Annotated in this window: 29 protein-coding genes and 1 tRNA gene; 13 read left to right on the plus strand and 17 right to left on the minus strand. The window is 68.7% G+C overall.

Annotation, left to right across the window (positions count from 1 at the left end):
• Positions 1 to 27 precede the first annotated feature (27 nt).
• On the plus strand, positions 28 to 1,845 hold the full coding sequence (locus tag ASE83_RS09365) for a methyl-accepting chemotaxis protein (protein WP_055788631.1): 1,818 nt from the start codon (positions 28 to 30) through the stop codon (positions 1,843 to 1,845).
• Positions 1,846 to 1,850: 5 nt separating this feature from the next.
• On the plus strand, positions 1,851 to 2,861 hold the full coding sequence (locus ASE83_RS09370) for a DUF2332 domain-containing protein (RefSeq protein WP_082443257.1): 1,011 nt from the start codon (positions 1,851 to 1,853) through the stop codon (positions 2,859 to 2,861).
• Between the two features lie 35 nt (positions 2,862 to 2,896).
• On the opposite strand, the gene ASE83_RS09375 is transcribed toward ASE83_RS09370, so the two are convergent.
• Positions 2,897 to 2,970 (minus strand) — tRNA-Gln (locus ASE83_RS09375).
• A 165-nt stretch (positions 2,971 to 3,135) separates the two neighbouring features.
• On the opposite strand from ASE83_RS09375, the gene ASE83_RS09380 reads away from it, so the two are divergent.
• Together ASE83_RS09380 and ASE83_RS09385 are read left to right on the plus strand one after the other, a co-directional pair.
• The gene (locus tag ASE83_RS09380; RefSeq protein ID WP_082443258.1) at positions 3,136 to 4,176 is read left to right on the plus strand and encodes a Ppx/GppA phosphatase family protein; all 1,041 of its coding nucleotides are present in this window, start codon (positions 3,136 to 3,138) and stop codon (positions 4,174 to 4,176) included.
• The gene (locus ASE83_RS09385) at positions 4,173 to 4,898 is read left to right on the plus strand and encodes an RlmE family RNA methyltransferase (protein WP_055788636.1); all 726 of its coding nucleotides are present in this window, start codon (positions 4,173 to 4,175) and stop codon (positions 4,896 to 4,898) included. The genes ASE83_RS09380 and ASE83_RS09385 overlap by 4 nt, the downstream gene beginning before the upstream one ends.
• On the opposite strand, the gene ASE83_RS09390 is transcribed toward ASE83_RS09385, so the two are convergent.
• Positions 4,888 to 5,949, minus strand: a complete 1,062-nt coding sequence (locus ASE83_RS09390; protein ID WP_055788639.1) for an SDR family oxidoreductase — start codon at positions 5,947 to 5,949, stop codon at positions 4,888 to 4,890. The genes ASE83_RS09385 and ASE83_RS09390 overlap by 11 nt on opposite strands.
• A 99-nt stretch (positions 5,950 to 6,048) precedes the next feature.
• Here ASE83_RS09390 and ASE83_RS09395 point away from each other — a divergent pair, with 99 nt between their 5' ends.
• Positions 6,049 to 6,429 (plus strand): winged helix-turn-helix transcriptional regulator, encoded by a 381-nt coding sequence (locus ASE83_RS09395; protein ID WP_055788641.1) that lies wholly within the window; start codon positions 6,049 to 6,051, stop codon positions 6,427 to 6,429.
• 217 nt (positions 6,430 to 6,646) lie between these two features.
• Here the strand turns inward: ASE83_RS09395 and rpoZ are convergent, their stop codons facing one another.
• Positions 6,647 to 6,991, minus strand: a complete 345-nt coding sequence (gene rpoZ, locus ASE83_RS09400) for a DNA-directed RNA polymerase subunit omega (protein WP_055758348.1) — start codon at positions 6,989 to 6,991, stop codon at positions 6,647 to 6,649.
• A 124-nt stretch (positions 6,992 to 7,115) separates the two neighbouring features.
• Here rpoZ and ASE83_RS09405 point away from each other — a divergent pair, with 124 nt between their 5' ends.
• Genes ASE83_RS09405 through ASE83_RS09415 form a run of 3 tightly spaced genes read left to right on the plus strand, consistent with a single transcriptional unit; the run spans position 7,116 to position 9,019 of the window.
• The gene (locus ASE83_RS09405; RefSeq protein WP_055788643.1) at positions 7,116 to 8,264 is read left to right on the plus strand and encodes a phospholipase D-like domain-containing protein; all 1,149 of its coding nucleotides are present in this window, start codon (positions 7,116 to 7,118) and stop codon (positions 8,262 to 8,264) included.
• 43 nt (positions 8,265 to 8,307) lie between these two features.
• The gene (locus ASE83_RS09410) at positions 8,308 to 8,652 is read left to right on the plus strand and encodes a hypothetical protein (protein WP_055788645.1); all 345 of its coding nucleotides are present in this window, start codon (positions 8,308 to 8,310) and stop codon (positions 8,650 to 8,652) included.
• A gap of 31 nt (positions 8,653 to 8,683) precedes the next feature.
• Positions 8,684 to 9,019, plus strand: a complete 336-nt coding sequence (locus ASE83_RS09415; RefSeq protein ID WP_055788647.1) for a hypothetical protein — start codon at positions 8,684 to 8,686, stop codon at positions 9,017 to 9,019.
• 184 nt (positions 9,020 to 9,203) lie between these two features.
• On the opposite strand, the gene ASE83_RS09420 is transcribed toward ASE83_RS09415, so the two are convergent.
• Positions 9,204 to 9,797 carry a TlpA family protein disulfide reductase gene (locus ASE83_RS09420; RefSeq protein WP_235513195.1) on the minus strand — a complete coding sequence of 198 codons (594 nt, stop codon included), beginning with the start codon at positions 9,795 to 9,797 and terminating at the stop codon, positions 9,204 to 9,206.
• A 16-nt stretch (positions 9,798 to 9,813) separates the two neighbouring features.
• On the opposite strand from ASE83_RS09420, the gene argH reads away from it, so the two are divergent.
• The 5 genes from argH (at position 9,814) to ASE83_RS09445 (ending at position 14,540) form a co-directional block, all read left to right on the plus strand.
• The gene (gene argH, locus ASE83_RS09425) at positions 9,814 to 11,175 is read left to right on the plus strand and encodes an argininosuccinate lyase (protein WP_055788651.1); all 1,362 of its coding nucleotides are present in this window, start codon (positions 9,814 to 9,816) and stop codon (positions 11,173 to 11,175) included.
• Positions 11,175 to 11,411: an LPS translocon maturation chaperone LptM gene (gene lptM, locus ASE83_RS09430; protein WP_055788653.1), complete on the plus strand. Its 237-nt coding sequence runs from the start codon at positions 11,175 to 11,177 to the stop codon at positions 11,409 to 11,411. The genes argH and lptM overlap by 1 nt, the downstream gene beginning before the upstream one ends.
• A 161-nt stretch (positions 11,412 to 11,572) precedes the next feature.
• Positions 11,573 to 12,838 (plus strand): diaminopimelate decarboxylase, encoded by a 1,266-nt coding sequence (lysA, locus tag ASE83_RS09435; protein ID WP_055788655.1) that lies wholly within the window; start codon positions 11,573 to 11,575, stop codon positions 12,836 to 12,838.
• On the plus strand, positions 12,835 to 13,590 hold the full coding sequence (locus ASE83_RS09440) for a precorrin-2 dehydrogenase/sirohydrochlorin ferrochelatase family protein (RefSeq protein WP_055788659.1): 756 nt from the start codon (positions 12,835 to 12,837) through the stop codon (positions 13,588 to 13,590). The genes lysA and ASE83_RS09440 overlap by 4 nt, the downstream gene beginning before the upstream one ends.
• Entirely contained in the window at positions 13,587 to 14,540 is a 954-nt protein-coding gene (locus ASE83_RS09445) for a zinc transporter ZntB (RefSeq protein ID WP_055788662.1), read from the plus strand. The genes ASE83_RS09440 and ASE83_RS09445 overlap by 4 nt, the downstream gene beginning before the upstream one ends.
• 21 nt (positions 14,541 to 14,561) lie before the next feature.
• On the opposite strand, the gene ASE83_RS09450 is transcribed toward ASE83_RS09445, so the two are convergent.
• The 13 genes from ASE83_RS09450 to ASE83_RS09510 form a co-directional block, all read right to left on the minus strand.
• Positions 14,562 to 14,909, minus strand: coding sequence for a GIY-YIG nuclease family protein (locus ASE83_RS09450; RefSeq protein ID WP_200921873.1), 348 nt, complete (start codon positions 14,907 to 14,909; stop codon positions 14,562 to 14,564).
• A gap of 205 nt (positions 14,910 to 15,114) precedes the next feature.
• The gene (locus ASE83_RS09455) at positions 15,115 to 15,648 is read right to left on the minus strand and encodes an NADPH-dependent FMN reductase (RefSeq protein ID WP_055788664.1); all 534 of its coding nucleotides are present in this window, start codon (positions 15,646 to 15,648) and stop codon (positions 15,115 to 15,117) included.
• A gap of 203 nt (positions 15,649 to 15,851) precedes the next feature.
• On the minus strand, positions 15,852 to 16,253 hold the full coding sequence (fliS, locus tag ASE83_RS09460) for a flagellar export chaperone FliS (RefSeq protein ID WP_055788667.1): 402 nt from the start codon (positions 16,251 to 16,253) through the stop codon (positions 15,852 to 15,854).
• On the minus strand, positions 16,253 to 17,761 hold the full coding sequence (gene fliD, locus ASE83_RS09465; RefSeq protein WP_055788670.1) for a flagellar filament capping protein FliD: 1,509 nt from the start codon (positions 17,759 to 17,761) through the stop codon (positions 16,253 to 16,255). The genes fliS and fliD overlap by 1 nt, the downstream gene beginning before the upstream one ends.
• Positions 17,762 to 17,812: 51 nt before the next feature.
• The gene (locus ASE83_RS09470; RefSeq protein ID WP_055788673.1) at positions 17,813 to 18,940 is read right to left on the minus strand and encodes an EscU/YscU/HrcU family type III secretion system export apparatus switch protein; all 1,128 of its coding nucleotides are present in this window, start codon (positions 18,938 to 18,940) and stop codon (positions 17,813 to 17,815) included.
• A complete protein-coding gene (gene fliR / locus ASE83_RS09475; protein WP_200921874.1) occupies positions 18,937 to 19,719 on the minus strand; it encodes a flagellar biosynthetic protein FliR in 783 nt (260 codons plus the stop codon). Before fliR ends, ASE83_RS09470 begins: the two co-directional genes overlap by 4 nt.
• A gap of 263 nt (positions 19,720 to 19,982) precedes the next feature.
• Positions 19,983 to 20,255: a flagellar biosynthesis protein FliQ gene (gene fliQ / locus ASE83_RS09480; protein WP_055788675.1), complete on the minus strand. Its 273-nt coding sequence runs from the start codon at positions 20,253 to 20,255 to the stop codon at positions 19,983 to 19,985.
• 4 nt (positions 20,256 to 20,259) lie between these two features.
• Positions 20,260 to 21,111 (minus strand): flagellar type III secretion system pore protein FliP, encoded by an 852-nt coding sequence (gene fliP / locus ASE83_RS09485; protein WP_082443277.1) that lies wholly within the window; start codon positions 21,109 to 21,111, stop codon positions 20,260 to 20,262.
• 83 nt (positions 21,112 to 21,194) lie between these two features.
• Positions 21,195 to 21,449 carry a FliO/MopB family protein gene (locus ASE83_RS09490; RefSeq protein WP_055758399.1) on the minus strand — a complete coding sequence of 85 codons (255 nt, stop codon included), beginning with the start codon at positions 21,447 to 21,449 and terminating at the stop codon, positions 21,195 to 21,197.
• Positions 21,449 to 21,745: a flagellar motor switch protein FliN gene (fliN, locus tag ASE83_RS09495; RefSeq protein WP_055758402.1), complete on the minus strand. Its 297-nt coding sequence runs from the start codon at positions 21,743 to 21,745 to the stop codon at positions 21,449 to 21,451. Before fliN ends, ASE83_RS09490 begins: the two co-directional genes overlap by 1 nt.
• The gene (locus ASE83_RS09500; protein ID WP_055788678.1) at positions 21,742 to 22,695 is read right to left on the minus strand and encodes a flagellar motor switch protein FliM; all 954 of its coding nucleotides are present in this window, start codon (positions 22,693 to 22,695) and stop codon (positions 21,742 to 21,744) included. The genes fliN and ASE83_RS09500 overlap by 4 nt, the downstream gene beginning before the upstream one ends.
• A gap of 6 nt (positions 22,696 to 22,701) precedes the next feature.
• Complete coding sequence (locus tag ASE83_RS09505; RefSeq protein ID WP_055788681.1) at positions 22,702 to 23,376, minus strand: flagellar basal body-associated FliL family protein; 675 nt, start codon at positions 23,374 to 23,376, stop codon at positions 22,702 to 22,704.
• Between the two features lie 11 nt (positions 23,377 to 23,387).
• Positions 23,388 to 26,009: a flagellar hook-length control protein FliK gene (locus tag ASE83_RS09510; protein ID WP_156352977.1), complete on the minus strand. Its 2,622-nt coding sequence runs from the start codon at positions 26,007 to 26,009 to the stop codon at positions 23,388 to 23,390.
• Between the last annotated feature and the right edge of the window lie 7 nt (positions 26,010 to 26,016).

Here is a 26,016-nt window from a genome sequence, read left to right on the forward strand (position 1 = left end):
GGCACTGTTTCAAACGGACCGCTTCCGATGAAGATTCCCCGCAAGCTCGGGCTGTCGTTCCTGACGATCAACGCCTCTGCGGCCGTGGTGATGCTGGTGTTCCTCGCCAGCATCCTGATGATCGCGCGCACGACCGAGCGGAACAACCACAGCCAGGACGTCTATGCGAAGGCATTGACGCTGGAGACCGCGATCCTGCGCCAGAACAGCCAGTTTCGCGGGTTCCTGGTGACCGGCGACCTCAGCTACCTCAAATCCTATGAGGAAGCGCGCGTCGAGTTCGACGCGACGGCGGTCGAGCTGGGGGCGCTCATCACGGTCGCCTCCGAACAGGCGCAGCTGGCCGAGGCGCGGCGCGAGACGCTGGCATGGCGGCGCAACTGGAGCGACCGGCTGATCGCGCAGGTCAAGGCCGGCGACCGCGACGGCGCGCAGGAGGAAGTGCGCGGCGCGGGGCAGAAGGTGCTGGTCAGCAAGATCGCACTGCCGCTGCGGGCGCTGCGCGCGACCGAAACCGACGCGATGGCGGCCCATGCCGAGGATCAGGCGTCGGCCATCCGCATGGCGCTCATCGCGCTGGCCGTCGGTGGCATCGCGCTGATCGCGATCGCGGTCACGCTGGCACGGGTGCTCAGCCGGCAGATCGCCCGACCGATCACCACCCTGACGCAGGCGATGGCGGACCTCGCCAATGGTCGGCACGATATCGATGTCGATGCGGCGGGGCGTACCGACGAGCTGGGCGACATGGCGCGCGCGGTGCTGGTGTTCCGCGATACCGCCACGGCCAAGCTCGCCGACGATCGCGACCGCGAAGCGGCGATGACCGCGATTGGCGGTGGCCTGCGCAGCCTGTCGCAGGCGGACCTGACCGCGCGTCTGGCCGATGTGCCGGCGGCGTTCCGCGCGCTGTCCGACGATTTCAACCTCGCCACCGCCAGTCTCAGCCAGGTGCTGGGCGATGTCCGGGGCAGCGTCGATTCGATCAAGCTCAACTCGGGCGAGATCGCGCAGGCCGCCACCGACCTGGCGGAACGTACCGAGCGCGAGGCGGCGGCACTGCAGGAATCCTCCTCCGCGCTGGATGAGGTCACGCGCTCGATCCGCGAAGGCGCGGTCGCGGCAATCGACGCCAGCGGCGCGATGGCCGACACGCGGGGCGAAGCCGAACGTGGCGACGCGGTCGTGCGACAGGCGATCGCCGCGATGCACGGCATCGAACAGGCGAGCGACGAGATCGCGCAGATCATCACCCTGATCGACGGTATCGCGTTCCAGACGAACCTGCTGGCGCTGAATGCCGGGATCGAGGCGGCACGGGCGGGCGAGGCGGGCAAGGGCTTTGCCGTCGTCGCGTCCGAAGTACGCGCGCTGGCGCAGCGCTCGGCCGATGCCGCGACCGAGGTAAAGGCGAAGGTCAAGGCCGCATCGACCCATGTCGGCGCGGGTGTCGAACTGGTCCAGCAGACCGGCGAAGCGCTGGCCAAGATCATCGAGCGGGTGGCCGGCGTCGGCATCTCGATCGACGCGATCGCGCGTCAGTCGGATCATCAGGCGACCAGCCTGGGCCAGATCAACGTCGCCATCGCCGAAATGGACGCGATGACGCAGCAGAATGCGGCGATGGTCGAACAGACCTCCGCCGCCTCGCGCCAGCTGGTCGAGGAGGCCGAGGCGCTGGCCGTGTCCGTCGCGGCCTTTGCGATCGATGCGCCGGCTGCCGCTGCGTCGCGTGGCCCGAGCAATGTGACGCCGCTGCAGCCCAAGCGCTCGCCGCGCCGCTGGCTGACCCCGCCGGAACCCGCTCCGCTCAAGGTCGCGAACGACGACTGGGATGCGTTCTGATCGTCATGACAGGTTCGTTTGCCCGGCAGGCACAGGTCGTTCGCGCCCTGGGCTCCGCCTTCGTCGCTGCGGTCCTTGAGGCTGGCGAGCGGCAGTTGTACCGCGCGCCGCTGACCGCGCGGCTGATCGACGACTGGCCGGGCGATCCGGCGGCGGATGCCCTGGCGATGCGCTTCAACGGCGCGCTGCACGCGCTGGCGCGGCGGGGCGACGACGTAGCGCTGTCGGCGCTGTATGCCCGGCGCGGGGGTGATTTCGATGCGGTGATCGGTGGCGCGATGGCGGACGCGGACGGCTTCATCGCCGACTGGATGCGCGAACCGCCCCAGACCAACGAGGTTGCCCGCAGCGCCGCGATCATGGCCGCGCTGATGACGCTGCGGGCGGAGGTCGACCGGCCGGTCGAACTGCTCGAACTGGGTGCCAGCGCCGGGCTGAACCTCAATCTCGGTCGTTATGCGTTCGATCTGGGCGGCGTACGCGTCGGGCAGGCCGATTCCCCGGTACGGATCGCGCCCGAATGGCGTGGGCACCCGCCGCTTGCCCGTCCGGTCGAGATCGTCGGCGCGCGCGGCGTCGATCTGCGCCCGTTGTCGGTCGGTGACCCGGCGGCGCGGGAACGGCTGATGGCCTATGTCTGGGCCGACCAGCCCGAACGGGCCGACCGGTTGCACCATGCGCTCGCCATCGCCCGCGCGCATCCCCCGCTGCTGACCCGGGGCGACATCACCGACTGGCTGCCGCTCGAACTGTCGCGACCCGCCGGGGCAGGCGTGTGTCGCGTCGTCGTCCACGCCATGTCGCTGCAATATTGCAGCCCGGCGACCCATGCGGCGGTGGCGACGGCACTCGCCACCGCGGACACGCCGATCGCCCGCATCGGGTTCGAATGGACCGAGGCACGCGATGCCGTGCATCTGACGCTGACCACCTATCCCGATGGCCGGGCGCGGCATCTGGCGACGTGCCATGCCTATGGCCACTGGATCGACTGGCACGGCCCGGCCGCTGCCTGAAGGCGCGGTTTTCAACGATATTGGGAGGTCGTCGCTGGATGCCCCGTGAGGATTCGAACCTCAATTAACGGAGTCAGAGTCCGTAGTCTTACCTTTAGACGACAGGGCAGCACCACAGCGAGGGCGGTCCGATAGGCCGGCTGTTTTGCCATGTCAACGCCGAATCGCTCGCTTCGTCGCAATGCCTTGTGGCGGGCCGCCGTCTTCGTTAGGCTGGTCCCCAAGCACCGAGCGGCGTTCGGCCGTGACGGATAGAACATAAGTGAGTGACGGCATGGGGGATCTCTCCGCCCGGTTGCCGCACCGGGGGGCGCGTGGCGCTCCTCGAACGGGAGCCTCTTCGCCGGCGCGGCCGCGCTGGCCGGGCGCGCGTCATTACGCCGCGCTCGACCTTGGCACCAACAACTGCCGGCTGCTGATCGCCCGGCCGCAGGGCGACGGCTTTGCCGTGGTCGATGCCTTTTCCCGCATCGTGCGACTGGGCGAAGGGCTGGCCGCGACCGGCCGCCTGTCCGACGCGGCGATGGACCGCACCGTCGCCGCGCTGAAGATCTGCGCCGAAAAGCTCAAGCGTCGCGACGTGACTCTCGCTCGCTCGGTCGCGACCGAGGCGTGCCGCCGCGCCAGCAACGGCCCGGCCTTCGTCGAACGGGTGCTGGAGGAAACCGGCATCCACCTCGACATCATCACGGCGGAGGAAGAGGCGCGCCTCGCCGTGCTGGGCTGCCACGCGCTGCTCGAACCCGGCGACGGGCCGGCATTGGTGTTCGACATCGGCGGCGGGTCGACCGAACTGGTGCTGCTCGACGCATCGGGACCGGTGCCGCGCGTGCTCGACTGGCATTCGGCGCCATGGGGTGTGGTGTCGCTAACCGAGAGCCTGGGCGCGGGCAAGGAAGCGCCGATGGCGTCGGGCGCCTATGCCCGGATGCGCGCCTGCGTGACGGAGAGCTTCGCCCCCTTCGCCAAGCGCCTGCCCACCACCACCGAGCCGCGCCGGCTGCTCGGCACCAGCGGGACGGTGACCACGCTCGCCAGCGTGCATCTGGGGCTGGCCTCCTATGACCGGTCGCAGATCGACGGGCTGATCGTGCCGGCCGATTCGATGCTGGCGGTCAGCCAGCGCTTGGCCGGCATGAGCATTGCCGAACGCGGCACCGTGCCGTGCATCGGCAGCGAACGCGCCGATCTGGTCGTCGCGGGCTGCGCGATCCTCGAAACGATTCTGGCGCTCTGGCCCGCCGAACGGCTAGGGGTCGCCGACCGTGGGATTCGCGAAGGAATCCTGCGCCGATTGATGGCAGGAACCCGATGACCCGCGGAAGCCCCCCCGGACGCCAACGTGTACGCACCGCGCGCGCACGCTCGGCCCAGTCGACGCGCTGGCTCGAACGCCAGCTCAACGACCCCTATGTGAAGAAGGCGCGCGCGGAGGGCTATCGCAGCCGCGCGGCGTACAAGCTGATCGAGCTGGACGAACGGTTCAAGCTGTTGCGCGGCGTCAAGCGCGTCGTCGATCTCGGCATCGCGCCGGGCGGCTGGACACAGGTCGTGCGTAAGGTACGCCCCGACTGCACCGTGGTCGGCATCGACCTGTTGCCGGTCGACCCGATCGACGGCGTGACGATCCTGCAGATGGACTTCCTGGTCGACCACGCGCCCGAGCGGCTGCGCGAGGAACTGGGCGGGGAGGCGGACCTGGTGCTGTCCGACATGGCGGCCAACACCGTCGGCCATCCGCAGACCGATCACCTGCGCACCATGGCGCTGGTCGAGGCGGCGGTGATGTTCGCCTGCGAGATCCTGCGCCCGGGCGGTGATTTCGTGGCGAAGGTGCTGGCGGGCGGTGCGGACAACGAACTGGTCGCCGAACTGAAGCGCAATTTCCAGGCGGTGAAGCACGCCAAGCCGCCGGCCAGCCGCAAGGATTCGTCCGAATGGTACGTCATCGCGACGAACTTCAAGGGCCGTCGCGACGTGGCGCCGGCGGCTGGTCCGGGGACGGACGAACCGTCCCCGGAACCGCTCACGGAATGATCCGGTCGGCGCGCAGCCGATCGAACAGCGCGAAGAAAGCGTCGTCGGTCGCGCGATAGCCGGTAAAGCCCAACCGCCGGCTTTTCGACATGTCGGTCACGACCTCGATCGGGCGGCCGAGATCGGCATCGGTGTGCCACGGCGATGCCAGCCGGGTGAGGTCGCCCTCGACCAGTCCGTGTGCCGCCGCGATCTCCGCCCAGCGCGGGGCATCGTCGGCCATCTGCCGTTCCAGCGGGCGGGGCGTCCCGTCGAACGGCGCCGGCTCGATGCCGAACCACTCCGCGATGCGCCGCCACATCCATTGCCAGCGAAAGACGTCGCCATTGACGACGTTGAACGCCTCGTCCTCTGCCGCCGGGGTTTCCGCCGCCCATAGCAGATGCTCGGCCAGCTGTCCGGCATCGGTCATGTCGGTCAGCCCGTTCCACTGCGCCGCCGATCCCGGAAAGGCGAAGGGGCGGCCGGTTGCGCGGCAGAGCGTCGCATAGACGGCCAGCGTCGTGCCCATGTTCATCGCATTGCCGACCGCCTTGCCGATCACGGTATGCGGGCGGTGGACGCTCCACGTCGATCCGTCACGCGCGGCGGCGGCGAACAGCTCGTCCTCCTGCGCGTAATAGAAGTTATCCACCGGCAGCCGCCCCTGTTCCTCGCGGAACGGCGTCTGCGGCAGGCTGCCCTGGCCATATGCCTCGAACGGGCCGAGATAATGTTTGAGGCCGGTGACCAGTGCGACATGCCGCTTGGCCGTCGGGGCGGGCAGGGCGGCCAGCAGGTTGCGGACCATCGCCGCGTTGACGCGAATATTCTCCGCCTCGCTGTCCTGTCGCAGCCAGGTGGTGATGAACACCGCATCGGCCTGCACCCCGGCCAGCGCCGCCTTCGTCGCTTGCGGATCGAGCAGGTCGGCGGAAAGCGGCCGTACCCCGTCCTGCGCCACCGGCCGGCGGGCGAGGCCGTGCACGGTCCAGCCCTGCCTGACCAGCAGCTCCGCCGTCGCGCTGCCGATGATGCCGCTTGCCCCCGCCACGATTGCCGTCTTCGCCATCACGTGCGTTCCTTTCCTTTGTCGAAACCGGCAGTTAGGAACCGGAGTACGGCGCCGAAAGACGGCACCCCCTGCAACCCCAGGCACCGGAAGGTACCCATGCGACCCGGATCGGACGAGGCGGAATGGCGGGAGGATTGCGCGCCGCGTCGCATCCTGTCGCTGTTCGCGACCAAATGGACCAGCATGGTGCTGCACACGCTGCACGCCCGCCATGGCGGCACGGCGCGCACCGGCGTGCTGCTGCGCAGCCTGCCGGGCATTTCGAAGAAGATGCTGACCCAGACCCTCCGCGAGATGGAGGAGATCGGCCTGATCGCCCGCGACGTGCTGGCGGTGATGCCGCCGGCGGTCGAATATCGCCTGACGCCGCTGGGGTCCCGGTTCGTCGAGCCGGTGAACCTGCTCTACGACTGGGGGCGGGCCAATGCCGATGCGCTGGACGCGCTGGGCAGCCGGCCGGGCGCGCGGCGGGACTGAACCTTCCATTCAGAAGAAGCCGTTCGTCCTTAGTAGCCACTGAGCTCGTCGAAGGGGCGTATCGAAGGATCCTATCCACAGGTGCTTCGATATGGGCCTTCGACTTCGCTCAGCCCCTACTCAGCACGGACGGTCCGGCATGGGCGGGTGGCCCGCCCAAACGAAAAGGGCGGCCCCGCAGGACCGCCCCCTTCACATCGCGAAAACCCGAACGGCCTCAGCCGTCGTAATCGCCGCCGACATTCTGGTTGCGCGGCGGCGCGGCGGCGGTGAGGCGCAGCGCCTCCGCCGATGCGGCCAGCGAACCCAGTTCGTCCGGCGCTTCCTCGTCGTCGATCTGCACCTTCTGCATCGACGTGATGACCGATTCGCGCAGATGGTCGGGGGTGATGTTCTCCTCCGCGATCTCGCGGAGCGCGACGACCGGATTCTTGTCGCGGTCGCGATCGAGTGTGAGTTCGGCACCGCCCGAAATCTGGCGGGCGCGCTGGGCAGCCATCAACACCAGGTCGAAACGGTTGGGGATCTTGTCGACGCAATCCTCGACGGTGACGCGCGCCATGAAACGCCTTCCTTGCAAAACGGAGGGTATCGGAAAGCACGCTGCCTACGCACGCATGGGTGGAAAGTCAATGAAACTCGGGTCCGGCCCAGCCGTTACGCAACGGGAATGGATGGGAGCGGGCATGAACGACGGCACGGAGCCGACCTTCGACGTCGCCGGAAACCGGTTGACGCTGTTGACGGAGGGGCCGGAACGGCTGTCGGCGCTGCTGGCGCTGATCGAGGGCGCGCGCCATTCGCTGCGGTTCCTGTTCTATATCTGGGAAGAGGATGCCGCCGGCACGCGGGTCCGCGATGCGCTGGTGGATGCCGCCCGGCGCGGGGTACGGGTGTCGCTGATCGTCGATGGCCTGGGCGCGGAAGCGGCGGCCAGCCGCCGCTTCTTCGAACCGCTGCGCGCGGCGGGTGGCGATGTCTGCGTCTTCGTCCCGCGCATCGGGCGGCGGTATCTGCTGCGCAACCATCAGAAACTGGCGCTGGCCGACGATGCCCGCGTGATCGCCGGCGGCTTCAATATCGAGGATGCCTATTTCGGCACCGTCGCGGAGCAGGCGTGGCGCGACCTGGGGTTGATCGTCGAAGGTCCCGCTGCCGGGCGGCTGGCGGGCTATTTCGATGCGCTGAAGGCGTGGACGGCGCTGCCCGGTGCGCCCTTGCGCAAATTGTCGCGGATGCTGCACGACTGGAGCGAGGATAGCGGGCCGATCCGCTGGCTGCTGGGCGGGCCGTCACGGCGGCTGTCGCCGTGGGCGCGAATGGTGAAGCACGAAATCCGCACCAGCGAGCGGATCGACATGATCGCCGCCTATTTCGCGCCCGGCCCGCTGATGACCCGGCGGCTGGACCATGCCGCCCGGCGGACCCGGCTGCGCATCGTGGTGCCGGCCAGGACCGACCACGCCATCGCCCTGCTGGCGGCACGCTTCACCTATCGCGGGCTGTTGCGCCACGGTGCGGAACTGTACGAATATCGCCCGACCAAGCTGCACACCAAATTGTTCATCGCCGACGATGCGGTGCATATCGGGTCGGCCAATTTCGACGTGCGGTCGATGTTCCTGAACATGGAACTGATGCTGCGGGTGGAGGACACCGCCTTCGCCGCGCATCTGCGCGCCTATATGGACCGCGAGGTCGCCGATTCGCAGCGGGTGACCCGCGACCTGAACCGCGCTCGATCGGGCTGGTGGACGCGGATGAAGCAGGCGGGTGCCTATTTCGTGATGGCGGTGCTCGACCCGGAAATCACCGTCTGGCTCAACCGCGACTGAAACGCGCTTGAGGTCCGCGCGGTGCTGGTCCATCGCGTAGGCCATGGATATTCCCGCCCTCTACGCCCAGTTCATTCAGGCCATTGGTGACGGCACCGGCATGGCCGACAGCCTGCTGCACGTTCATGCCGGCATGGCGGTGCTGCTGGTCACGCGGGTGGTGACAGGTCGCCGCCTGTCGACGCCGATCCCGCTGGCGGTGGTGGCGCTGGCCGAACTGGCCAACGAAGTGCTCGACCGGCTGCATTACGGGTCGTGGCGCTGGGACGATACGCTGCTCGACATCGTCAACACGATGTTCTGGCCGACGATGCTGTTCATCGGCCTGCGCCTGCGCAACCGGTTCGAGCCGGGCGAAGCGCCTGTGGCGGAACAGCCTTCGATCTGAAAGGGTTGATGCGGGAAAGGAGCATCGCCCCATGACCGATACCCCCGCGCATCCCAAGGTCGATCCGCAGCGGACCGAACCGCACAACGCGTTCGACAACCCGACCGGCTATTCGGGCCAGGAATATGATCGCGACCGGCAGGCGCGACAGGCCGCTGCCGAGGCACGTCCCGCCGGCGTCGTCCGCGCCGACGACGCCCGCGAAATCCCGCCCGAGGCCGGCCATCGCGCGTCGATCGGCCCCAATGGCGAGGTGCATGGAAGCGGCGCCAATGCCGGCGGCGGTGGACAGGGCGAGAATTTCGACGACGATGCCTCGGGCGAGGGGGCAGGGGTGCCGCCGTCGGACCGCGCGCCGGATCGGTGAGCACCTTGATGACCGGGTCCGCCAGACCCGCATGAATACGTCACCCCGGACTTGTTCCGGGGTCCACGGTGCAGCGATCGGTGGAGCCAGCTTTTCTCAGGACAGCGTGAGCGGCGAAGTGGACCCCGGAACAAGTCCGGGGTGACGATAGGCCGGTGGATGTCGATCGGCTCTGAATCCGGCCTTACCCCTTCGCTTCCCCTATCAACTTCGCCGCATCCGCCCCGGCCCAGTCCATGCCGCCGGTCACCCGCCACACTTCCTTGCCCGACGCATCGTACAGGATCGTCGTCGGCAGGCTGACCCCCATGCCGGTCGAGAATCGCAGGTCGGGATCGCGATAGGCCTGCAGGTTCACCAGCTTTCGTTCCGTCAGGAACGGCTGGACCTTCGCCGGCTCCATGTCCTGCGACACGGTCAGCACGTGCAGCGTCGCGCCGTCGCGGGCGGCCAGCGCGTCCAGCGTCGGCATCTCGCGCACGCACGGCGCGCACCATGTCGCCCACAGGTTCAGCAGCACCGGCTTGCCCCGGAAATCGGCCAGCGTGACCGGCTTGCCTGCACCGTCCTGAAACTGGAACGCCGGCACGCCCTCGCCCTTGTGGGTCCGGTCGACCTTTGCGGCCGCTTCGGGCGCGGCGGCGGCGTTGGCGGGGGCATCGATGTCGGGCACGGTGCCGTCATCGGTCGCGGCGGCTTGCTCCGGCGCGGCGGCTCGCTTATCGCAAGCGCCGACGAACAGGCTCAGTCCAAGGAGAAGCGCGATTACCGGGCGCATGGAAGGCTCCAACAGCATGTGGGGCGGGCGCTTCGCCGAAGGCCCGTCGGCGGTGATGCGTGAGATAAACGCCTCGATCCCCTTCGACAAGCGGATGTGGCGACAGGATATCGCCGGGTCCAAAGCGCACGCAACGATGCTGGGCGCGCAGGGCATCGTCGATGCTGCCGATGTCGCGAAGATCCTCGACGGGCTGGAGGCGGTCGCGGCGGACTATGCCGAACATGGCGTCCCCGACGACCTGACGCTCGAGGACATCCACATGCTGACCGAGGCGCGGCTGGCCGAAAAGATCGGGCCGGTCGCCGGACGGCTGCACACCGCGCGGTCGCGCAACGACCAGGTCGCGACCGATTTCCGCCTGTGGACCCGCGACGCGATCGACGCGGTCGACGCCGCGCTCGGCCAGTTACAGGCGGCGTTGCTGGTGCGTGCGGAGGAACATGCCGCGACCGTCATGCCCGGCTTCACCCATTTGCAGGTCGCGCAGCCGGTGACATTGGGCCACCACCTGATGGCGTATCACACCATGGTCGCGCGTGATCGCGGGCGCTTCGCCGATGCCCGCGCGCGGTTGAACTACAACCCGCTGGGGTCGGCCGCGCTGGCTGGCACCGGCTTTTCGCTCGACCGCCATGCGACCGCCGCGGCGCTGGGCTTTGCCGGGCCGACCGTGAACTCGCTTGATTCGGTGTCCGACCGCGACTTCGCGATCGAATATCTGACCGCCGCCGTGCAATGTTCGCTGCACCTGTCGCGGCTGGCCGAAGAGTTCGTGATCTGGGCATCGCAGATGTTCGGGTTCGTCAGCCTGAGTGACCAATGGTCGACCGGCAGCTCGATCATGCCACAAAAGCGCAACCCCGACGCCGCCGAACTGGTGCGCGGGCATAGCGGGCGGATCATGGGATGCATGACGTCGCTGATGGTGACGATGAAGGGCCTGCCGCTCGCCTATTCCAAGGATATGCAGGACGACAAGCCGCCGGTGTTCGAGGCGACCGACCTGCTCGCGCTGTCGATCGCGGCGATGACCGGCATGGTCGAAAGCGCGACCTTCCGGCCCGACCGGATGCGCGCGGCGGCCGAGACCGGCTTTTCGACCGCGACCGACCTCGCCGACTGGCTGGTGCGCGAAGCGGGCGTGCCGTTCCGCGAGGCGCACCACATCACCGGCCGCGCGGTCAAGCTGGCCGAGGGCAAGGGCTGCCGCCTCGACGCCTTGACGCTCGACGACCTGACCGCCATCGACGACCGCATCCATGGCGGTATCTTCGACGTGCTGAGCGTCGACGCCTCGGTCGCCAGCCGCAGGAGCTTCGGCGGCACCGCGCCCGAACGGGTGCGCGAAGCCATCGCCACCGCGCGGGGGCAGTGATGCGGGCGCTCGCGCTCCTCGCCGTCGCCCTCGCGCTCGCCGGGTGCGGTCAGCGCCGCGACCTGCGCCCGCAGGAAAATGCGTCGCTGCCGCCCGCACCTTACGGCGCGACCGCGACGCCGACATCGGCCGAACTGCTCGACCCGACGACGCAGCAACGCCCGTCGCGCAGCGACGAACTGCTGACCGAATCGAAGGCGCGGGGCGACGATCCCTTCGCCCTGCCGCCGCGCTGACCCTACCCATGCAACCCATCCGTTCGTGCTGAGTAGGGGCTGAGCGCAGTCGAAGACCCGTATCGAAGCACCCGTGGCGGTCCTTCGATACGCCATTTCGACAAGCTCAATGGCTACTCAGGACGAACGGAAATACGCTACTCTCGGACCAAGGCTCGCCCATGGACAATTTCACCCTCCGCGACGGCACGCTCCATGCCGAGGACGTCAGCCTGCCGGCCATCGCCGATGCGGTCGGTACGCCGGTCTATGTCTATTCGACCGCGACGCTGGAACGCCATGTGCAGGTGTTCCGCGACGCCGTGGCGGGACTGGGCAAGGGGGAGCCGCTGGTCGCCTTCGCGGTAAAGGCCAATCCGAACAAGGCGGTGCTGGCGACGCTCGCCCGCGCCGGCATGGGGGCCGACGTGGTATCGGGCGGTGAGCTGTACCGCGCGCTCGACGCCGGCATGGACCCGGACAAGATCGTGTTTTCGGGCGTCGGCAAGACCGCGGAGGAAATGGCGCAGGGGCTGACCGCCGGCATCGGCCAGTTCAACATCGAATCCGAACCCGAACTCGACATGCTCTCCGCCGTGGCGAGCGCGATGAGCAAGGTCGCGCAGATCGCCATCCGCGTGAACCCCGACGTGGTCGCCGGCACCCATGCGAAGATTTCGACCGGGGGCAAGGAGAACAAGTTCGGCATCGACTATCACGCCGCGCCTGCCGCCTATGCCCATGCTGCGTCGCTGCCGGGGATCAAGGTGCGCGGCGTCGCGGTGCATATCGGCAGCCAGCTGACCGACCTCGTGCCGCTGGAGGCCGCGTTCGGCCGGGTCGGCGCGCTGATCGCCGAGCTGCGCGCGGCCGGCCATGACATCACTCATGCCGATCTTGGCGGTGGCCTGGGCGTCCCCTACGACCCGGCCAGGCCCCTGCCGCCGTCGCCCGCAGCGTACGGCGCGATGGTCGCGCGGGCGACCGCCGGCTGGGACGCGCGGCTGATGTTCGAACCCGGCCGGCTGATCGTCGCCAATGCCGGGGTGCTGGTGTCGCGCGTCATCCGGGTGAAGCAGGGCGCGACCGCGCCGTTCGTCGTCGTCGACGCGGCGATGAACGACCTGCTGCGCCCCAGCCTCTACGACGCCTATCACGACATCCGCGCGGTTTCCCCGACCGGCGAGCGCGCGGTGACCAACATCGTCGGTCCGGTGTGCGAGACCGGCGACACCTTCGCGCTGGGCCGCGACATGGACGTGGTTGCCGCCGACGATCTGGTCGCGTTCATGACCGCCGGCGCGTATGGCGCGACCATGGCCTCCACCTACAACTCGCGCGCGCTGGTGCCCGAGGTGCTGGTGACGGGCGACCAATTCGCGGTGGTGCGCGAACGCCCCCCGATCGAGGCGCTGGCACAGGCCGACCGCCTGCCGCCCTGGCTGTGAACGGGCTGCCGATCCTGCTGCGCACCGCCGGGCGGCGCGTGATCCTGGTCGGGGAGGGTGAGGCGGCCGATGCCAAGCGCCGCCTGCTCGAACGCAGCGGGCTGACCGTCGTCGCCGATGCCGACGACGCGCGCATCGCGGTGGTCGCTATCGAGGATGACGGCGACGCCCGCGTCGTCATCGATGCGCTGAAGGCGCGCGGCATCCTCGTCAACGCGGTCGATCGCCCGGCCGATTGCGACTTCACCCTGCCGGCGATCGTCGACCGTTCGCCGATCCTGATCGCGATCTCGACCGGCGGCGTGTCGGCGGGGCTGGCGGCGGCGATCCGCCAGCGGCTGGAGGCGATCCTCCCCGCCGGCGTCGGGCGACTGGCCGAAGGACTAGGTGCCGCCCGCGCCGCGCTTCGCAGCCGCTTCCCCGAAGGCGGCGACCGACGCCGCGCGATCGGTGCGGCGATCGCGGCCGGTGGCCCGCTGGACCCGCTGGTGCCCCACGCCGACGATGCCGTCGCGCGCTGGCTGGCCGACGTCGCCCCGGTCGCGAGCAGGGTCGAGACGATCCGCCTGCGCTCCGCCGATCCCGATGACCTGACCCTGCGTGAAGCCCGCTGGCTGGGACAGGCCGACCGCATCCATCATGCGCCGCACGTGCCCGCCGCGATCCTCGACCGCGCCCGTGCCGACGCGGTGCGGATCATCGCACCGGTCCCCGCCGCTCCGCTCCCCGGCCTGACGATCGACCTCGCATGACCTGCCGCGCCTGGCATATCGAGGGGGGCAAGGCGACGCCGGTCGATCCGCTGGCGGCGGTCGACACGACCGGCGGCTTCACCTGGATTCACCTGCATGGCGAGGGGGAGGTGGTTGCACAGTGGCTGCGCGACCATGCCCATCTGCCCGACTATGTCATCGACCCGCTGACGGCGGTCGAGACGCGCCCGCGCTGCGACGCGATCGGCAAGGGGGCCTTCGTCAACCTGCGCGGCCTGTCCGACGACGTGCTGAGCAGCGCTGATCCGCTCGCCTCGGTCCGCCTCTATGCCAGCGCCGGGCGGGTCCATTCGGTCACCCGGCGCAAGCTCACCGCATTCCACATCGTCGTCGACCGGGTGGAGGCGGGGGAGGTGGCCGATCCCGGCGACCTGATCGTCGCCTTCGCCAGCGCGATCACCGAACAGCTCGATCCGTTGATCGCCGATCTGGGCGATACGCTGGACGAATGCGAAGAGGCGCTCGACCCGGCGCGCATCTTCGAACAGCGCCGCGCGGTAACCCACACCCGCGTCCGCGCGATCGGCTATCGCCGCTTCCTTGTGCCGCAGCGCTCGGCGCTCGAAAAGCTCGGGCAACTGCCCGGCGACTGGTTGCAACAGGACGATCGGCTCCACCTCGCCGCCGCGGCCGATCGCGCCGCGCGCATGGCGGAGGAGGTCGATTCGATCCGCGAACGCGCCGCGCTGGTCCACGAAACCCTGACCGACCTGCGTGCCGAACAGCTCGACCAGCGCTCGCTCCAGATCGCGATCGTCGCGATGGTCTTCCTGCCGCTGACCTTCGTCACCGGGCTGCTCGGCATGAACGTGAAGGGGATCCCCTTTGCCGAGGAACCCTGGGCCTTTGCCGGGGTGGTGGCGCTGTGCGTCGCGATGAGCGTCGGCATCGTGGCGTGGTTCGTCCGCAAGCACTGGATCGGACGGTAGCCAACCCCTGAAAAAAATCCGTCACCCCGGACTTGTTCCGGGGTCCACCGTCCCGCTGGACGATGGCAGGGGTTCAAAGCCCAATCCGATCGCCAAGTCGTTCCAGTTCGGATTGTCCCGTTCGATCAGGTTGCGCTTCCAGTCGCGCCGCCATCGCTTGATTGCCTTTTCGCGCGTGATGGCCGCCTCCATCGTGGCGGCCATTTCCCAATAGACCAGCCGCTTGATGTTCTTCTCGGCAGTAAACCCGCCAAATATCCCCGCGCGATGTTGCGCTACCCGTCGCACCAGATCGGACGTCACGCCGACATACAGCGTGCCATTGCAGGCTGTGGCGAGGATGTAGACGCAAGGCTGACGCTCTATCATCAGCTGCATCTTGTGCCGGCCGGTGGACCCCGGAACAAGTCCGGGGTGACGGGGGGGCAAGGACCGGGGCGGAACCCCCTTTCCTACACGCCGCGACCCTGCCACGCTCCGATCGGCTCTTTCAAACCGTCGTTTTTACCGCCCTCCGCAACCGGCGCGCGAAAGCGTTGCAAGTGTGAACTTCGTGAACTTTGGCCCGCGCGTCCTACCGCGCGACGAAGTCGATCATCTGTTCGACCATCAGCCGCAGCTGCCCGTCGGCTTTGTCGATCGCGCCGTCCTCGACCGTGTTGATCGCGACGCCGACCGGCGTCGGCCAGCCGCGCAGGGCGTGGGCCACGGTGCGCAGCGTCGTCATCGTCGCCACCGCCGCCTGCCATCCGGCCGCCGTCGCGACGATGCCGATCGGCATCCCGTCGAAATAGACCCGGTCGTCGCGGCGCAGCAGCTCGACATGGTCCAGCGCGTTCTTGACCAGCCCCGACAGGGTGCCGTGATAGCCTGGCGACCCGATGATGATCCCGTCGGCATCGCGCAGCGCGCGCAGGAACGACTGGATGCGGGCATTGCCGCCCGCGGCCTCGGGTTCGTAATTCGGAAAGTCGATCGCCGGCCCGGTCAGCAGCGTCGTGCGTGCGCCGAGCATCGCGGCATGGCCCAACGCCCGCTCCAGCGCGGCGGCGGTTCCCGAAGTCGGGCGCAGCGTGCCCCCCAGCGCGACGATATGCGGTTGCTTCATGCGCGCACCGCTAGCGGATCACGGCACGCGATGCCACCGTTGAGAAGGGGGTGGCGAACACCGGGCGGCACCCGCCATTCGCTATATCCGTCACCCCACGACATCCCTCAACCCGCCACGATCGGGCAGCGATGGCGCTGCAACCGATCCGCATTCCCCCGACACCACCCCGGACTTGATCTGGGATGACGAGAGAAGGCGAACTATCGCGGCCGGACCGCTTCCCACGCCTCGGCGATATCGGTCAGCGACGCGGCGGCGTTCAGGAACGGCTGTGCATCATGGCCGATGCTGGCGTTGACGATCTGGTCGCGCAGGCCCGTGTACAGTCGCGACAGCGTCTGCGACAGGTCGCCGCCCTTCTCATAATCCAGTCCCGCCTCCAGCGCGAAGAGGATGGCGGTCGCGCGGGTGACGCGTTCGCCCTTCATCGCATATTGGCGGTTGTTGGTGGCCCACGCGGCGGAACGCAGCGCGCGGATCGCCTCCTCGTACAACAGCGAGACCAGCGCGTGCGGGTCCGCGCCGCCGGTGCGGGCGGCAAGGTCGACCGAGCGATAGGTCTGGGCGGGATCGCCTGCCAGGGCGGTGGCATAGCGGGTCATTATTCGCTCTTCGACCACATCTTGATCTGGTTTTCCATGAAGGTCTGTTGTGCCTTGTACGCGGCGACCCGCGCTTCGGACGCCGCGAATTGCTGCGTCATGCGGTTGGAGGTCACGTCGGTCTGCTCGGCGACCTTGGCCTGTTCCTTGGCCAGGTTTGCCTGCGCATCGGCATAGCGCTTGTCGCTGGCGCCCAGGCCCAGCGTCGTGCTCTTGGCCGCCACCGAAATCCGGTTGAGCGCGGCGGGCAGGCTGGTTCCGGTCGTGCCGTCGGTCCCGGTGGCGGCGGCGAACATCGCCTCGACCGCGTCGGGATTCTTGGCCAGCGACGATGCCAGCAGGTCCTTGTCGACCCGCAACGTGCCGTCATTGTTGGTCGCGACGCCGATCGACGATAGGGTGGTCGGGCTGCCATCGGTCTTGCCGGTCAGGTTGGTGATGGTCAGCTTCTGCAGCGACCGCTTCATCGCCAACGCCGCCGGATCGGCGCGCAGGTCGCCGGTGATCGGGTCGGTCGCCTTGTTCAGCGACGCCAGCATCTCGTTATAGGCGGCGACGACGTTGTTGACCGCTTCCTTCAACGCGTCGGTCGGCGTCGAGGAACTGAGCGTTACCGGGCCGTCGGTCGTCACCGCCTTCAGCTCCAGCACCACGCCGTCGGCGCCGGTGAGCTTGTTCGATGCGCTGACCATCGGCACGCCGTCGACGCTGAGCACCGCATTGCCCGCACGGGTCACGACCTCGGCACCATCGGTGGTGGTGTCGTCGAAATCGACGTTCAGCCGCTCCAGCCCGGTGCTGCCGGAATCGGGCGTCGCGGTGAGCGTGAACGCCTGCGCCGCGCCCTCGGTACTGCGCAGTACGAGGCGCTGGCCGTTGGCGTCGGTCACGACGCTGGCGGTTACCCCGGCCTTGGCGGCGGTGATCTTCTCGGCGACTTTCTGCAGCGAGGTGGCATCGCCGGATGTGATCGTGATCGGCGGGATCGTCGTGCCGTTCGCGGTGAACCGTCCGTCCGACCCGACACTGCCCAGTTGCAGCTGGATCGTGCCGGAGCCGACCGAACCGGTGGTGCTGAACGATTGCTTGGTTACCGCGACCTGCGGCGTGGCGAGGCGCGCGACCGTCACGCTGGCGTTCAGGCTCGCCACCTTCGCGCCGCTGGCCGCCGACACCTTCACCGCCGAACTGCTGCTGCTCAACTGCGTGGTCAGCCCGCCGGTTTCGGCCAGCGTGGTCAGCGCGCCGGCAAAGCCGGTGATCCCCGATTTCAACTCGGACACCGCCGATACCTGTGCGGTGAGCGTTTCGGCCTGTCGGGTCAGCCGGGCGTTCTTGCCGGCGAACTGCGCGTCGACCAGGCTCTTGACCAGCGCGGTGGTATCGACGCCCGATCCCGCACCCAATGCGGTGGCGAGGTTGGTCGTCGTCGCCTTGGTCGATGTCGTGGTCGCGGTGGTCTTGGCCGTCGTGGCGGTTGCCGTCGCACTGGTCGTCGTGATCGCCATCGTGGGTCCCCGGTCCGTCTCCCTCATCGAACGGCGGGCGTGGCCAAATCTTTAGGGGTTTTTTACCGCAAGATTGCCGTTCTCGTCATAGCGCGCCTCGGGCGGCACGGTCACCGGCGGCTGGATGCCGCCCGCCTGCCGGTTGACGCCCATGACGAACGCCAGGACGGTGGCGATGGCGAGGTACAGGTCGTCGCGGATCTCCTGCCCCTGTCGGCTGGTGTAGTAGACGGCGCGGGCGAGCTGCGGATATTCGAGCATCGGCACCTTCGCCTCCGCCGCCAGTTCGCGAATGGCGAGCGCGGTGGCGCCGCGGCCCTTGGCCACCACCACCGGCACCTGGTCGCGGCCATGATCGTAGCGCAGCGCGACGGCGAAGTGCGTCGGGTTGGTCAACACGACCTGCGCCTCGCCCACCGCCTGTCGGAAGCCGCCCTTCAAAATCTCGTGCCGCCGCTGGCGGATCTGCGCCTTCACATGCGGATCGCCGTCGCTTTCCTTGTGTTCGTCGCGCACTTCCTGCTTCGACATCTGCAACCGCTGCATCCGCTGGAAGATCGCCAGCGGCACGTCGAGGCCGGCGATCAGCACCAGCCCGCCCGCCATCACGAACAACAGCGTCAGGAACGTGCCGCCCAGATCGCCGACCGCCTGGTCGACGTTCGACGATACCAGCCCGACCGAGCTGACCGCCGCCTTCTTGAGCATCACATAGCCGATCGCGCCGAGCAGGATGACCTTCAGCAGCGACTTGCCGAGTTCGATCCAGCCCTGCGTGCCGAAGATGCGCTTCATCCCCGACGCCGGGTTGATCCGCGACCCCTTGGGCGCCAGCGCGCCGCCGTTGAAGCGGATCCCGGTCAGCCCCGCCTGTGCGAGGATGCTGGCCGATACCGCGAGTGCGAGGATGCCGCCCAGCGACGGCAGCAGCTTCCACCCCGCCTCGATCAACGGGCGCCAGGGCTGGAAATCCTCGACGTCCGCCCGGCCGAAGCTGAAGCTGGCGGTCATGATCGCCTTGCACGCCCCGACCAGCGAGGGGCCGAGCAGCGCCAGCCAGGCACAGCCGGCCAGGATCACCAGCGCCGCGCCCAGTTCCTTGGACTTGAGGATGTCGCCATCTTCGCGCGCCTTGTCGAGGCGCTTCTGGGTTGGGCTTTCGGTTTTGTCCTCGCTCATCCGACCCCTCCCAGCACCAGCGTGTTGGCGGCCTCCATCGCCTCCTGCACGATGACCAGCATATAATCGGTCATTGCCGGCAGCGCGACGAACAAGGCGACGACGCCGACGAACAGGCTTGCCGGAAGCCCGACCGCGAACAGGTTGAGCGCCGGGGCCGAGCGCGACAACATCCCCATGACGAGGTTGAGGCACAGCAGCAGGAACCCGACCGGCAGCGCGAGGAGCAGCCCCGACAGGAACGCATAGCCGCCGAAGATTGCGATATTCTCCAGCTTGGCCGGGGACAGCCACGCCGCGCCCGGCGGCAGCAGTTCATAGGACCTGACGATCAGGTCGATCAGCAGCAGATGGCCGTCGAGCGAGAGGAACAGCAGCGTCAGCAGCACCGACAGGAAGGTGCCGAGCGCCGGACTCTGCGCCCCGTTCTGCGGATCGACCATTGCCGCGAAGCCGATGCCCATCGAAATGCCGATGACCTCGGCCGCGATCAGCGGCGCGGCGAAGGCGATCTGCAACACGAAGCCGATGGCAAGGCCGACCAGCCCCTCGGCGGCGATGCTGAGGATGGTGGTGAGCGAAAAGATTTCGGTCGGGATGGCGAAGGGCTGGGCTTTCAGCACCAGCACCGCGATCGCGCCGGACAGCAGCACGCGCACCTGCACCGGCATCGCCACCGCGCCGAACACCGGCGCGACGATGAACGCGGCACCGATGCGGACCATGGTGAAGAGCAGCGCCCACATCTGCGGCTCGACCGCGAGGCCGAGGCCTAGCATAACCCCGCGTCCACCGCACCTACCCGTACCCCCGCGCAGGCGGGGGTCCAGAGCCACGAACGCCGCCGCCTGTAACCCTGGACCCCCGCCGGCGCGGGGGGACGGCGTGAGGGGAGATGGGCATCAGCCACACGAACGTCGTCATTCCGGCTAAGGCCGGAATCCATTGTGTCGGATGTTGTCGAAGGCGCGCAACCGTCCCCCCGTCCATGGATTCCGGCCTTCGCCGGAATGACGAAGGATGTGACCGTGGTGCTTGTCACTTACCGCACCAGATCCGGGATCCGCTCGAAGATGCTCGTCGTGAAATCGCTCAGCAGCCCGAGGATCATGCCGCCGAACACCGCGAGGCTGATGCCGACCACCGCCAGCTTCGGCACGAACGACAGCGTCTGTTCGTTGATCGACGTCGCCGCCTGAATCATGCCCAGGATCAGGCCCGACAACAGCGCCGGAATGAGAATGGGTGCCGCGACCAGCGCCAGCACCCACATCGCCTCGCGCGCGACGGTCATGAAATAGCCTGCGTCGACCATGGCGTTACGTCCCGAATGATGCGGCAAGGCTGCCCATCGTCAGTGCCCAGCCATCGACCAGCACGAACAGCAGCAATTTGAACGGCAGCGAGATGATCGTCGGCGACAGCATCATCATGCCCAGCGACATGAGGACCGTCGCGACCACCAGATCGATGACGATGAACGGCAGGAAGATCAGGAACGCGATCTGGAACGCGGTCTTCAGCTCGCTGGTGACGAAGGCGGGCAGCAGGATCGTGAACGGCGTGTCGGCGGGCGTCGCGATCGGGCCGATCTTGGCCATCTGCGCGAACATCGTCACGTCCTTGGTCCGGGTTTGCTTCAGCATGAACGAATGGAGCGGCAGGCTGGCCGCCTCGATCATCTGGGTCGAACTGATCTGCCCGGCGGCATAGGGCTTGATCGCCGTCTCGTTGATGCGGCCGATCACCGGCGACATCACGAACAGCGACAGGAACAGCGACAGGCCGACCAGCACCTGGTTCGGCGGCGTCTGTTGCAGGCCCAGCGCCTGGCGCAGCACCGACAACACGATCAGGATCCGGGTGAAACTGGTCATCATCAGCAGGATGCCGGGCAGGACCGACAACAGCCCCATGATGATGAGGATCTGCAGCGACAGCGCCATCGGCGCGTCGTTCTTGCCGCCCAGCTGCCCCAGCGCACGGTCGAGCGCGTCGGCGGCCCCCGGAGTCGGCGCAGGCGCGGCGGGAACCCCCTGCGCCATCGCCGGCACGGCGAGGAACAGCATCAGCGCGATGCCGATCACCGCCAGCACCACCTCCAGCCGCCAGTGCGGCAGCGTGCGCGACGGGCGGCGGACCTTCACCGTCTGCGCCGGTACGGTCGCCATCGTCCGCCGGCGCGCGGCCGCGATCGGCGACGGGCGATACCGTATCCGCGCCAGCACCGGCTTCAGCTTCCCCCCCGCGAAATTCACTTGTCGCCCCGGTCCAGCAACGTCACCCCGTTACGGCTGACCGATACCAGCAGCAGCCGGTCGTCGAATTCCAGCACGGCCAGCTTGGTGCCGGTCGACACCATCATCGTCTCGCGCACTTTCACCAGCCGTTCGCCCTGATTGCCCGGCATCCGCGCTTCGAGCCGACGCCACAGATACAGGCAGCCGATCATCAGCCCGCACACCAGCGGCAGCAGGATGACCAGCTTCAGGATGTACGACCACATCATCAGCGGCTGACCCGCTTGTCCGGGCTGACCAGCTCGGTCATGCGCACGCCGAAGCGGTCGCCCACCGTCACCACCTCGCCCCGCCCGATCAGCGTGCCGTTGACGAACACGTCGAGCAGTTCGTTGGCGGCGCGGTCCAGCTCGATCACGCTCGATTCGCTCAGCGCCAGCAGCTCGCGCAACGTCAGCTGCGTCGACCCGATCTCGACGGTCAGGCGGACGTCGACATCCTGCAACAGCTTGAAATTGGCGGCGAGCGACGCTTCGGCGGGGAAGCCACCGGTCATCTCGTTCATTGGAATTCCTCTTCGAAACCGGGGTCGATGGTGTTGAGCTTGATCGCGGCCTGTCCGTTGGCGGTGCCGACCGTGCCGGTGCCCAGCCGCCGGTTGGCGACCCATACCGGCACCTGCGGGCCGAAGCTGATCGGGATGACGTCACCCTCCTTCAGTTCCAGCAGCATGGCGAGCGAGACGACCGGTTCGGCCAGGACCGAGCGCACCGGCAGCTTCACGCTCATGACCGCGCGGGTCAGGCCCGACAGCCATTTCGGATCGGGCGCGCTCTTGCCGTGCACCTTGGTCGACAGCTGCGGCGCATGGGGTTTGAGCGCCGCCACGGGGTACAGGATGTCGATGAAGGTCGGGTCGGCGTCGCCTGCCGCGATGCCGAAGCGGGTCGCGATCACCGCGTCCTCGCCATCGATCGCGCCCATCATCGCCGGGTTCGATTCGGGGATGCCGGGTTCGAATCCGATGCCGGCCAGCGGTCCCCACGCTTCGCTCAGCGGTTGCGCGATCGCCCCGGCCAGCCGCCGCAGCATCGCCTCGGCCGCCGGCGAAAACTCGATCGGCAGCGGGGAGGGCGCCTCGCCGAACCCGCCGAAGAAAATGTCGAGCACTTCGAGCAGGAAGGCACCGTCGAACACGATGATCGCCGGGCTTCCCCCGGTCGACAGTGTCATCGGCACCCACCCGGTCAGCTTGTCCGCGCGCCGGGCGGCGACATAGCCCGCGAATCGGTCGACCTCGACCGGTTCGGCCCAGCTGCGCACGCCCCGGCGCAGCAGCGGTTCGAACACCTGCCGCAGCGACCGGGCCATCCGCGCCGACAGATGCTCCAGCGCATGGAGGTCGCCGAACGGATTGAGGTTCGCCACGCCCAGGCTCGACACGTGCGACGCCGGGGCAGTCCGGCGGGTCCGTTCGCGGCGCTCGGGCGCAGAAGTGGACGGGGCGTTAACCATGCACGTTTACTGAACGACAAATTGGGTAAAATAAACGTTACCGATGCCGCCAAAGCCCTCTTTCTGCTCGAGTGTGTCGTTGATGGCCTTTTTGATGCGCAGCGACAGCTGTTTCTTCCCCTCGGCGGTGAATACCTGATCCTCGGTCGTCTCGCCCAGCGCCAGCAGGATCGCCGAGCGGATCGCGATTTCATGGGTCTTCAGGTTGTCGAGCACCTTGTGGTCGTAGGATGTCGAGATGGCGATGCCGACCTGGATGAAGTGCGTGCTGTCGGTGAGGTTGGAGGTGAACTCCTTCTCCATCGGATAATAGCTCGACGCATAGCGGTCGCCGCCTTCCATCTCCGGTGTCGGGCGTCCGCCCTCGCCGTTGTTGGCCGCGGCCTCGCCGCCGCCTTCGCCGCCACCTTCACCACCGCCTTCGCCGCCGCCTTCACCGCCGGCGGCGCTGGCCTTCACTTCCTCGGACTTGGGGACCAGCTTGGGCAGGTCCTTCTTGACCTCCTCATGCTCTCCTTCCTTGGCATGGCCGCCGCCGATCAGCCCGGCCGAACTGGCATAGAGGCCGGCGCCGACGCCACCGCCCAGCAGGACGAGGACGCCCACCGCCATGACGATGATCTTTCCCAGCTTGCCCTTCTTCTTGGCCGGTTTTTCCTCCGGCGCTTCCTTGTCGCTCATGTCGTGGTTCCTCAGGCGATACGATCATCGGATCGGGTGGATTGCGTGGTCGTGCGGGTCGTGGCGGATCGCGGCGCGCGGGGGGCAGGGTTGCCCTGATCCTGCGCCTGCCGCTGCGATTGTTGCGGCTGCTGCTGCGTGCCGACATCGACCTGCATCCCGCCCAGCTTCAGCCCGCGCGCCTCGGCCATCTGGACCAGTCGTGGCTGCGCCTCGGCCAGCAGACGTCCGGCATCGGCATTGTCGCTGTTGAAGTGGACGTGGAGCTTGCCGTCGTCACCGGTGCGGATCGAAACCTGCACATCGCCCAGCGCGTCGGGCGACAGGCGGATGCGGGTCTCGCCATTGCCGGTGGTTCCGCTCGCCTCGCGCAGCGTCGTGATCCGGTCGATCATCCCCTCCACCCATTGCGGCTGGCGGGTGTCGAGCGTCGGCTGCGCGGCTTGGCCGGTCGGTGCGACCGGGCGCAGCACCGCGGCGTCGGGAGCGGCAAGGGGGCCGCTGCCGGCGATCGACGCATCGTCGTCACGCCGGGCGCGGGCGGGGAGCGTGTCGGTATCGCGCACCGCCGCCTCGACCACCGGCACCGCGTCCGGCACCGGAACATCGGCTAGGCGCTTCACCGGGGGCGCTGCGGGGGCGATCGCCGGTGCGCCGACCGCCTGTCGGACGGTCGGGGCGACGATGGCCGCGCTACCCTCGACGACCGGCGCGGCATCGGGGAGCGGGACCGGCGCGATGCGCGTCACCGGCGCGGCAGCGATCGAACCCTGCGGTGCCGGGGCCGCGACCGGCACGACCGGCGCGGCGGCTTCCCCGGTCATCGGCGCGCGCTCGGCGGCGATGGGGCGAACGGTCGGTGCCATGGCGTCGGGTTCAGCCGTGCCCACAGCGACGGCCGGCGCGGCGTCGCGCAGCGGAGCGGACGCGCTGCGGCCGACCGGAGCGGCCGGCTGCGATGCGGCGGCGGCAAGCGGGACGATCGGCGCGGTATCGGTTGGCAGACTGGCGGGTGCCATCGGACGCGATCCCGCGAGAGCGTCGGCTGTTGCGGCAGGCGTCCCGGTGTTCGTTGCCGTCGCGGCGGCGGGTCGGAATCCGGTCGGGGCTGCTTCGACGATTTCCGACAGGATCGGCCCCGATGCCGCGACGCGCGCCGGTTCGTCGGCACGGGCCGGCTCGATCACGATACCGGAGGGAACAGTCGGAGCCAACGGATCGACCGCAACGGTCGATACGGCTGGCAGGATGGCGGAGGGAACCGTCGGGGCGACTACGGGTGCCATGGGCAAGACCGGCGAGGCTTCGGCCGCAGTCGCCGGCCCGGCACCGATGAAAGAGTTGTCCGGAGCCGCTCGCAGGTCGACGGACGCCGCCGCCGAAGCGGCCGGCATGATGCCGGGATCGGGCATGGCCATGGGCGCATCGCGCACGACCGCAGGCGGCACGACGCCGGCAAGCGATGGTGCGATCGGTACGGCCGCGCCTTGACGGAGATTGGCGGGCGATGCCGCCGAAGCCACCGGCGTGATGCCTGGAACGGCCATGGGCGCATTGCGCATGACCGCAGGCGGCGCGACGCCGGCAACCGACGGTGCGGTCACGCCCTGGCGCAGGGCGGCGGACGGCGCACCAGGCGTCACGACGGCAGATGCGATCGGGCGGGCGGGCACCATCCCGACATCGTCCGCCACGGGCGGCACGACGACATGCACCGGCACCACGCGGTCGGTGTCGAGCGGCGTCACGACCCCGATCGCCGGTTCGACAGGCTTGGCGGTCGCGTTGCGCTTCGGTTCGGCAACCGACGCTTGAGGAAGCGTCGAGGTCGGCAGGCCATCACCCGCCCGCTTCGCCATCCGCATCGGTTGCGCCTTTGCCGGCATCGCGTCGCGCGAAACGACCTGCCCCGCTTCGATCAGGATCGATGCGGCGGGCTGCGCGCGTTCATCGGGGGAGGCCGGCGGATCGATCGGCGGCGGCGCGGCCTGTACGACGATCGCTTCGGCCGGTTGCGGTACGACCAGCGGCGCGGCCACGATCGGCATCGCGGCTTCCGCTGTCGGCAGGGCGGGCAGGGCAAGATCGCCCTCCCCCTCCGCCGCCGCCTGCGGCGCGGTATCGGGCGTCGGGGTTTCGGCCCGCTTCACGCGCGGCTGGGGAGCGGCAAAGCGGGTCGGCACCGGCATCGGCAAGGTGCGCAGCGCGACATCGTCGGCGCGCGGCGGAGCCTCGACCGGTTCCTTTTCGGGCAGCACGCTCGCCAGCACACCGATCGCCACCAGCACCGGTGCCGCCTGCGTTACCATCGGTTTGGCGACGGGGGCATCGGCCGTTTGCGGCAGCATCAACACCGCCTCGGTCGCCGACACCGGCAGCGGCGGCGCGATCGCGGGAACCGCATCGGCTGGTGCCTCCGCCAGCGCGACCGGCGCGGCAATCGCCACCGGCAAGCCGTTGCCGGCCGGGGCAGCCACCTGCCGCTCGACCGGCATGGCGGTTTCAGCAGCATCCCCGGCCGGCACCATCCCCGCGATCAACGCGGCAAAGTCGCCCGCTCCCGGTGCGACAAGCGGCATCGCCTGCATCGCAAGCGGGGAGGTGGTGCTGGAAAGGGCCGAAAGCAGGTGCATGGGTCGA

Source organism: Sphingomonas sp. Leaf32, from assembly GCF_001421765.1.
Taxonomy (GTDB): domain Bacteria; phylum Pseudomonadota; class Alphaproteobacteria; order Sphingomonadales; family Sphingomonadaceae; genus Sphingomonas.

Excerpts from the sequence above, each read along its gene's own strand:
- fliP (WP_082443277.1), bottom strand. The coding sequence starts at position 21,111 with ATGGCGACCGTACCGGCGCAGACGGTGAAGGTCCGCCGCCCGTCGCGC.
- ASE83_RS09380 (WP_082443258.1), top strand. The coding sequence starts at position 3,136 with ATGGGGGATCTCTCCGCCCGGTTGCCGCACCGGGGGGCGCGTGGCGCT.
- fliD (WP_055788670.1), bottom strand. The coding sequence starts at position 17,761 with ATGGCGATCACGACGACCAGTGCGACGGCAACCGCCACGACGGCCAAG.
- ASE83_RS09510 (WP_156352977.1), bottom strand. The coding sequence starts at position 26,009 with ATGCACCTGCTTTCGGCCCTTTCCAGCACCACCTCCCCGCTTGCGATG.
- rpoZ (WP_055758348.1), bottom strand. The coding sequence starts at position 6,991 with ATGGCGCGCGTCACCGTCGAGGATTGCGTCGACAAGATCCCCAACCGT.
- ASE83_RS09470 (WP_055788673.1), bottom strand. The coding sequence starts at position 18,940 with ATGAGCGAGGACAAAACCGAAAGCCCAACCCAGAAGCGCCTCGACAAG.
- ASE83_RS09365 (WP_055788631.1), top strand. The coding sequence starts at position 28 with ATGAAGATTCCCCGCAAGCTCGGGCTGTCGTTCCTGACGATCAACGCC.
- ASE83_RS09455 (WP_055788664.1), bottom strand. The coding sequence starts at position 15,648 with ATGAAGCAACCGCATATCGTCGCGCTGGGGGGCACGCTGCGCCCGACT.
- lysA (WP_055788655.1), top strand. The coding sequence starts at position 11,573 with ATGGACAATTTCACCCTCCGCGACGGCACGCTCCATGCCGAGGACGTC.
- lptM (WP_055788653.1), top strand. The coding sequence starts at position 11,175 with ATGCGGGCGCTCGCGCTCCTCGCCGTCGCCCTCGCGCTCGCCGGGTGC.
- ASE83_RS09395 (WP_055788641.1), top strand. The coding sequence starts at position 6,049 with ATGCGACCCGGATCGGACGAGGCGGAATGGCGGGAGGATTGCGCGCCG.
- ASE83_RS09405 (WP_055788643.1), top strand. The coding sequence starts at position 7,116 with ATGAACGACGGCACGGAGCCGACCTTCGACGTCGCCGGAAACCGGTTG.
- ASE83_RS09490 (WP_055758399.1), bottom strand. The coding sequence starts at position 21,449 with ATGATGTGGTCGTACATCCTGAAGCTGGTCATCCTGCTGCCGCTGGTG.
- fliQ (WP_055788675.1), bottom strand. The coding sequence starts at position 20,255 with ATGGTCGACGCAGGCTATTTCATGACCGTCGCGCGCGAGGCGATGTGG.
- argH (WP_055788651.1), top strand. The coding sequence starts at position 9,814 with ATGTGGGGCGGGCGCTTCGCCGAAGGCCCGTCGGCGGTGATGCGTGAG.
- ASE83_RS09385 (WP_055788636.1), top strand. The coding sequence starts at position 4,173 with ATGACCCGCGGAAGCCCCCCCGGACGCCAACGTGTACGCACCGCGCGC.
- ASE83_RS09500 (WP_055788678.1), bottom strand. The coding sequence starts at position 22,695 with ATGGTTAACGCCCCGTCCACTTCTGCGCCCGAGCGCCGCGAACGGACC.
- ASE83_RS09415 (WP_055788647.1), top strand. The coding sequence starts at position 8,684 with ATGACCGATACCCCCGCGCATCCCAAGGTCGATCCGCAGCGGACCGAA.
- ASE83_RS09420 (WP_235513195.1), bottom strand. The coding sequence starts at position 9,797 with ATGCGCCCGGTAATCGCGCTTCTCCTTGGACTGAGCCTGTTCGTCGGC.
- ASE83_RS09450 (WP_200921873.1), bottom strand. The coding sequence starts at position 14,909 with ATGATAGAGCGTCAGCCTTGCGTCTACATCCTCGCCACAGCCTGCAAT.
- fliS (WP_055788667.1), bottom strand. The coding sequence starts at position 16,253 with ATGACCCGCTATGCCACCGCCCTGGCAGGCGATCCCGCCCAGACCTAT.
- ASE83_RS09505 (WP_055788681.1), bottom strand. The coding sequence starts at position 23,376 with ATGAGCGACAAGGAAGCGCCGGAGGAAAAACCGGCCAAGAAGAAGGGC.
- ASE83_RS09370 (WP_082443257.1), top strand. The coding sequence starts at position 1,851 with ATGACAGGTTCGTTTGCCCGGCAGGCACAGGTCGTTCGCGCCCTGGGC.
- ASE83_RS09445 (WP_055788662.1), top strand. The coding sequence starts at position 13,587 with ATGACCTGCCGCGCCTGGCATATCGAGGGGGGCAAGGCGACGCCGGTC.
- fliN (WP_055758402.1), bottom strand. The coding sequence starts at position 21,745 with ATGAACGAGATGACCGGTGGCTTCCCCGCCGAAGCGTCGCTCGCCGCC.
- ASE83_RS09390 (WP_055788639.1), bottom strand. The coding sequence starts at position 5,949 with ATGGCGAAGACGGCAATCGTGGCGGGGGCAAGCGGCATCATCGGCAGC.
- fliR (WP_200921874.1), bottom strand. The coding sequence starts at position 19,719 with ATGCTAGGCCTCGGCCTCGCGGTCGAGCCGCAGATGTGGGCGCTGCTC.
- ASE83_RS09410 (WP_055788645.1), top strand. The coding sequence starts at position 8,308 with ATGGATATTCCCGCCCTCTACGCCCAGTTCATTCAGGCCATTGGTGAC.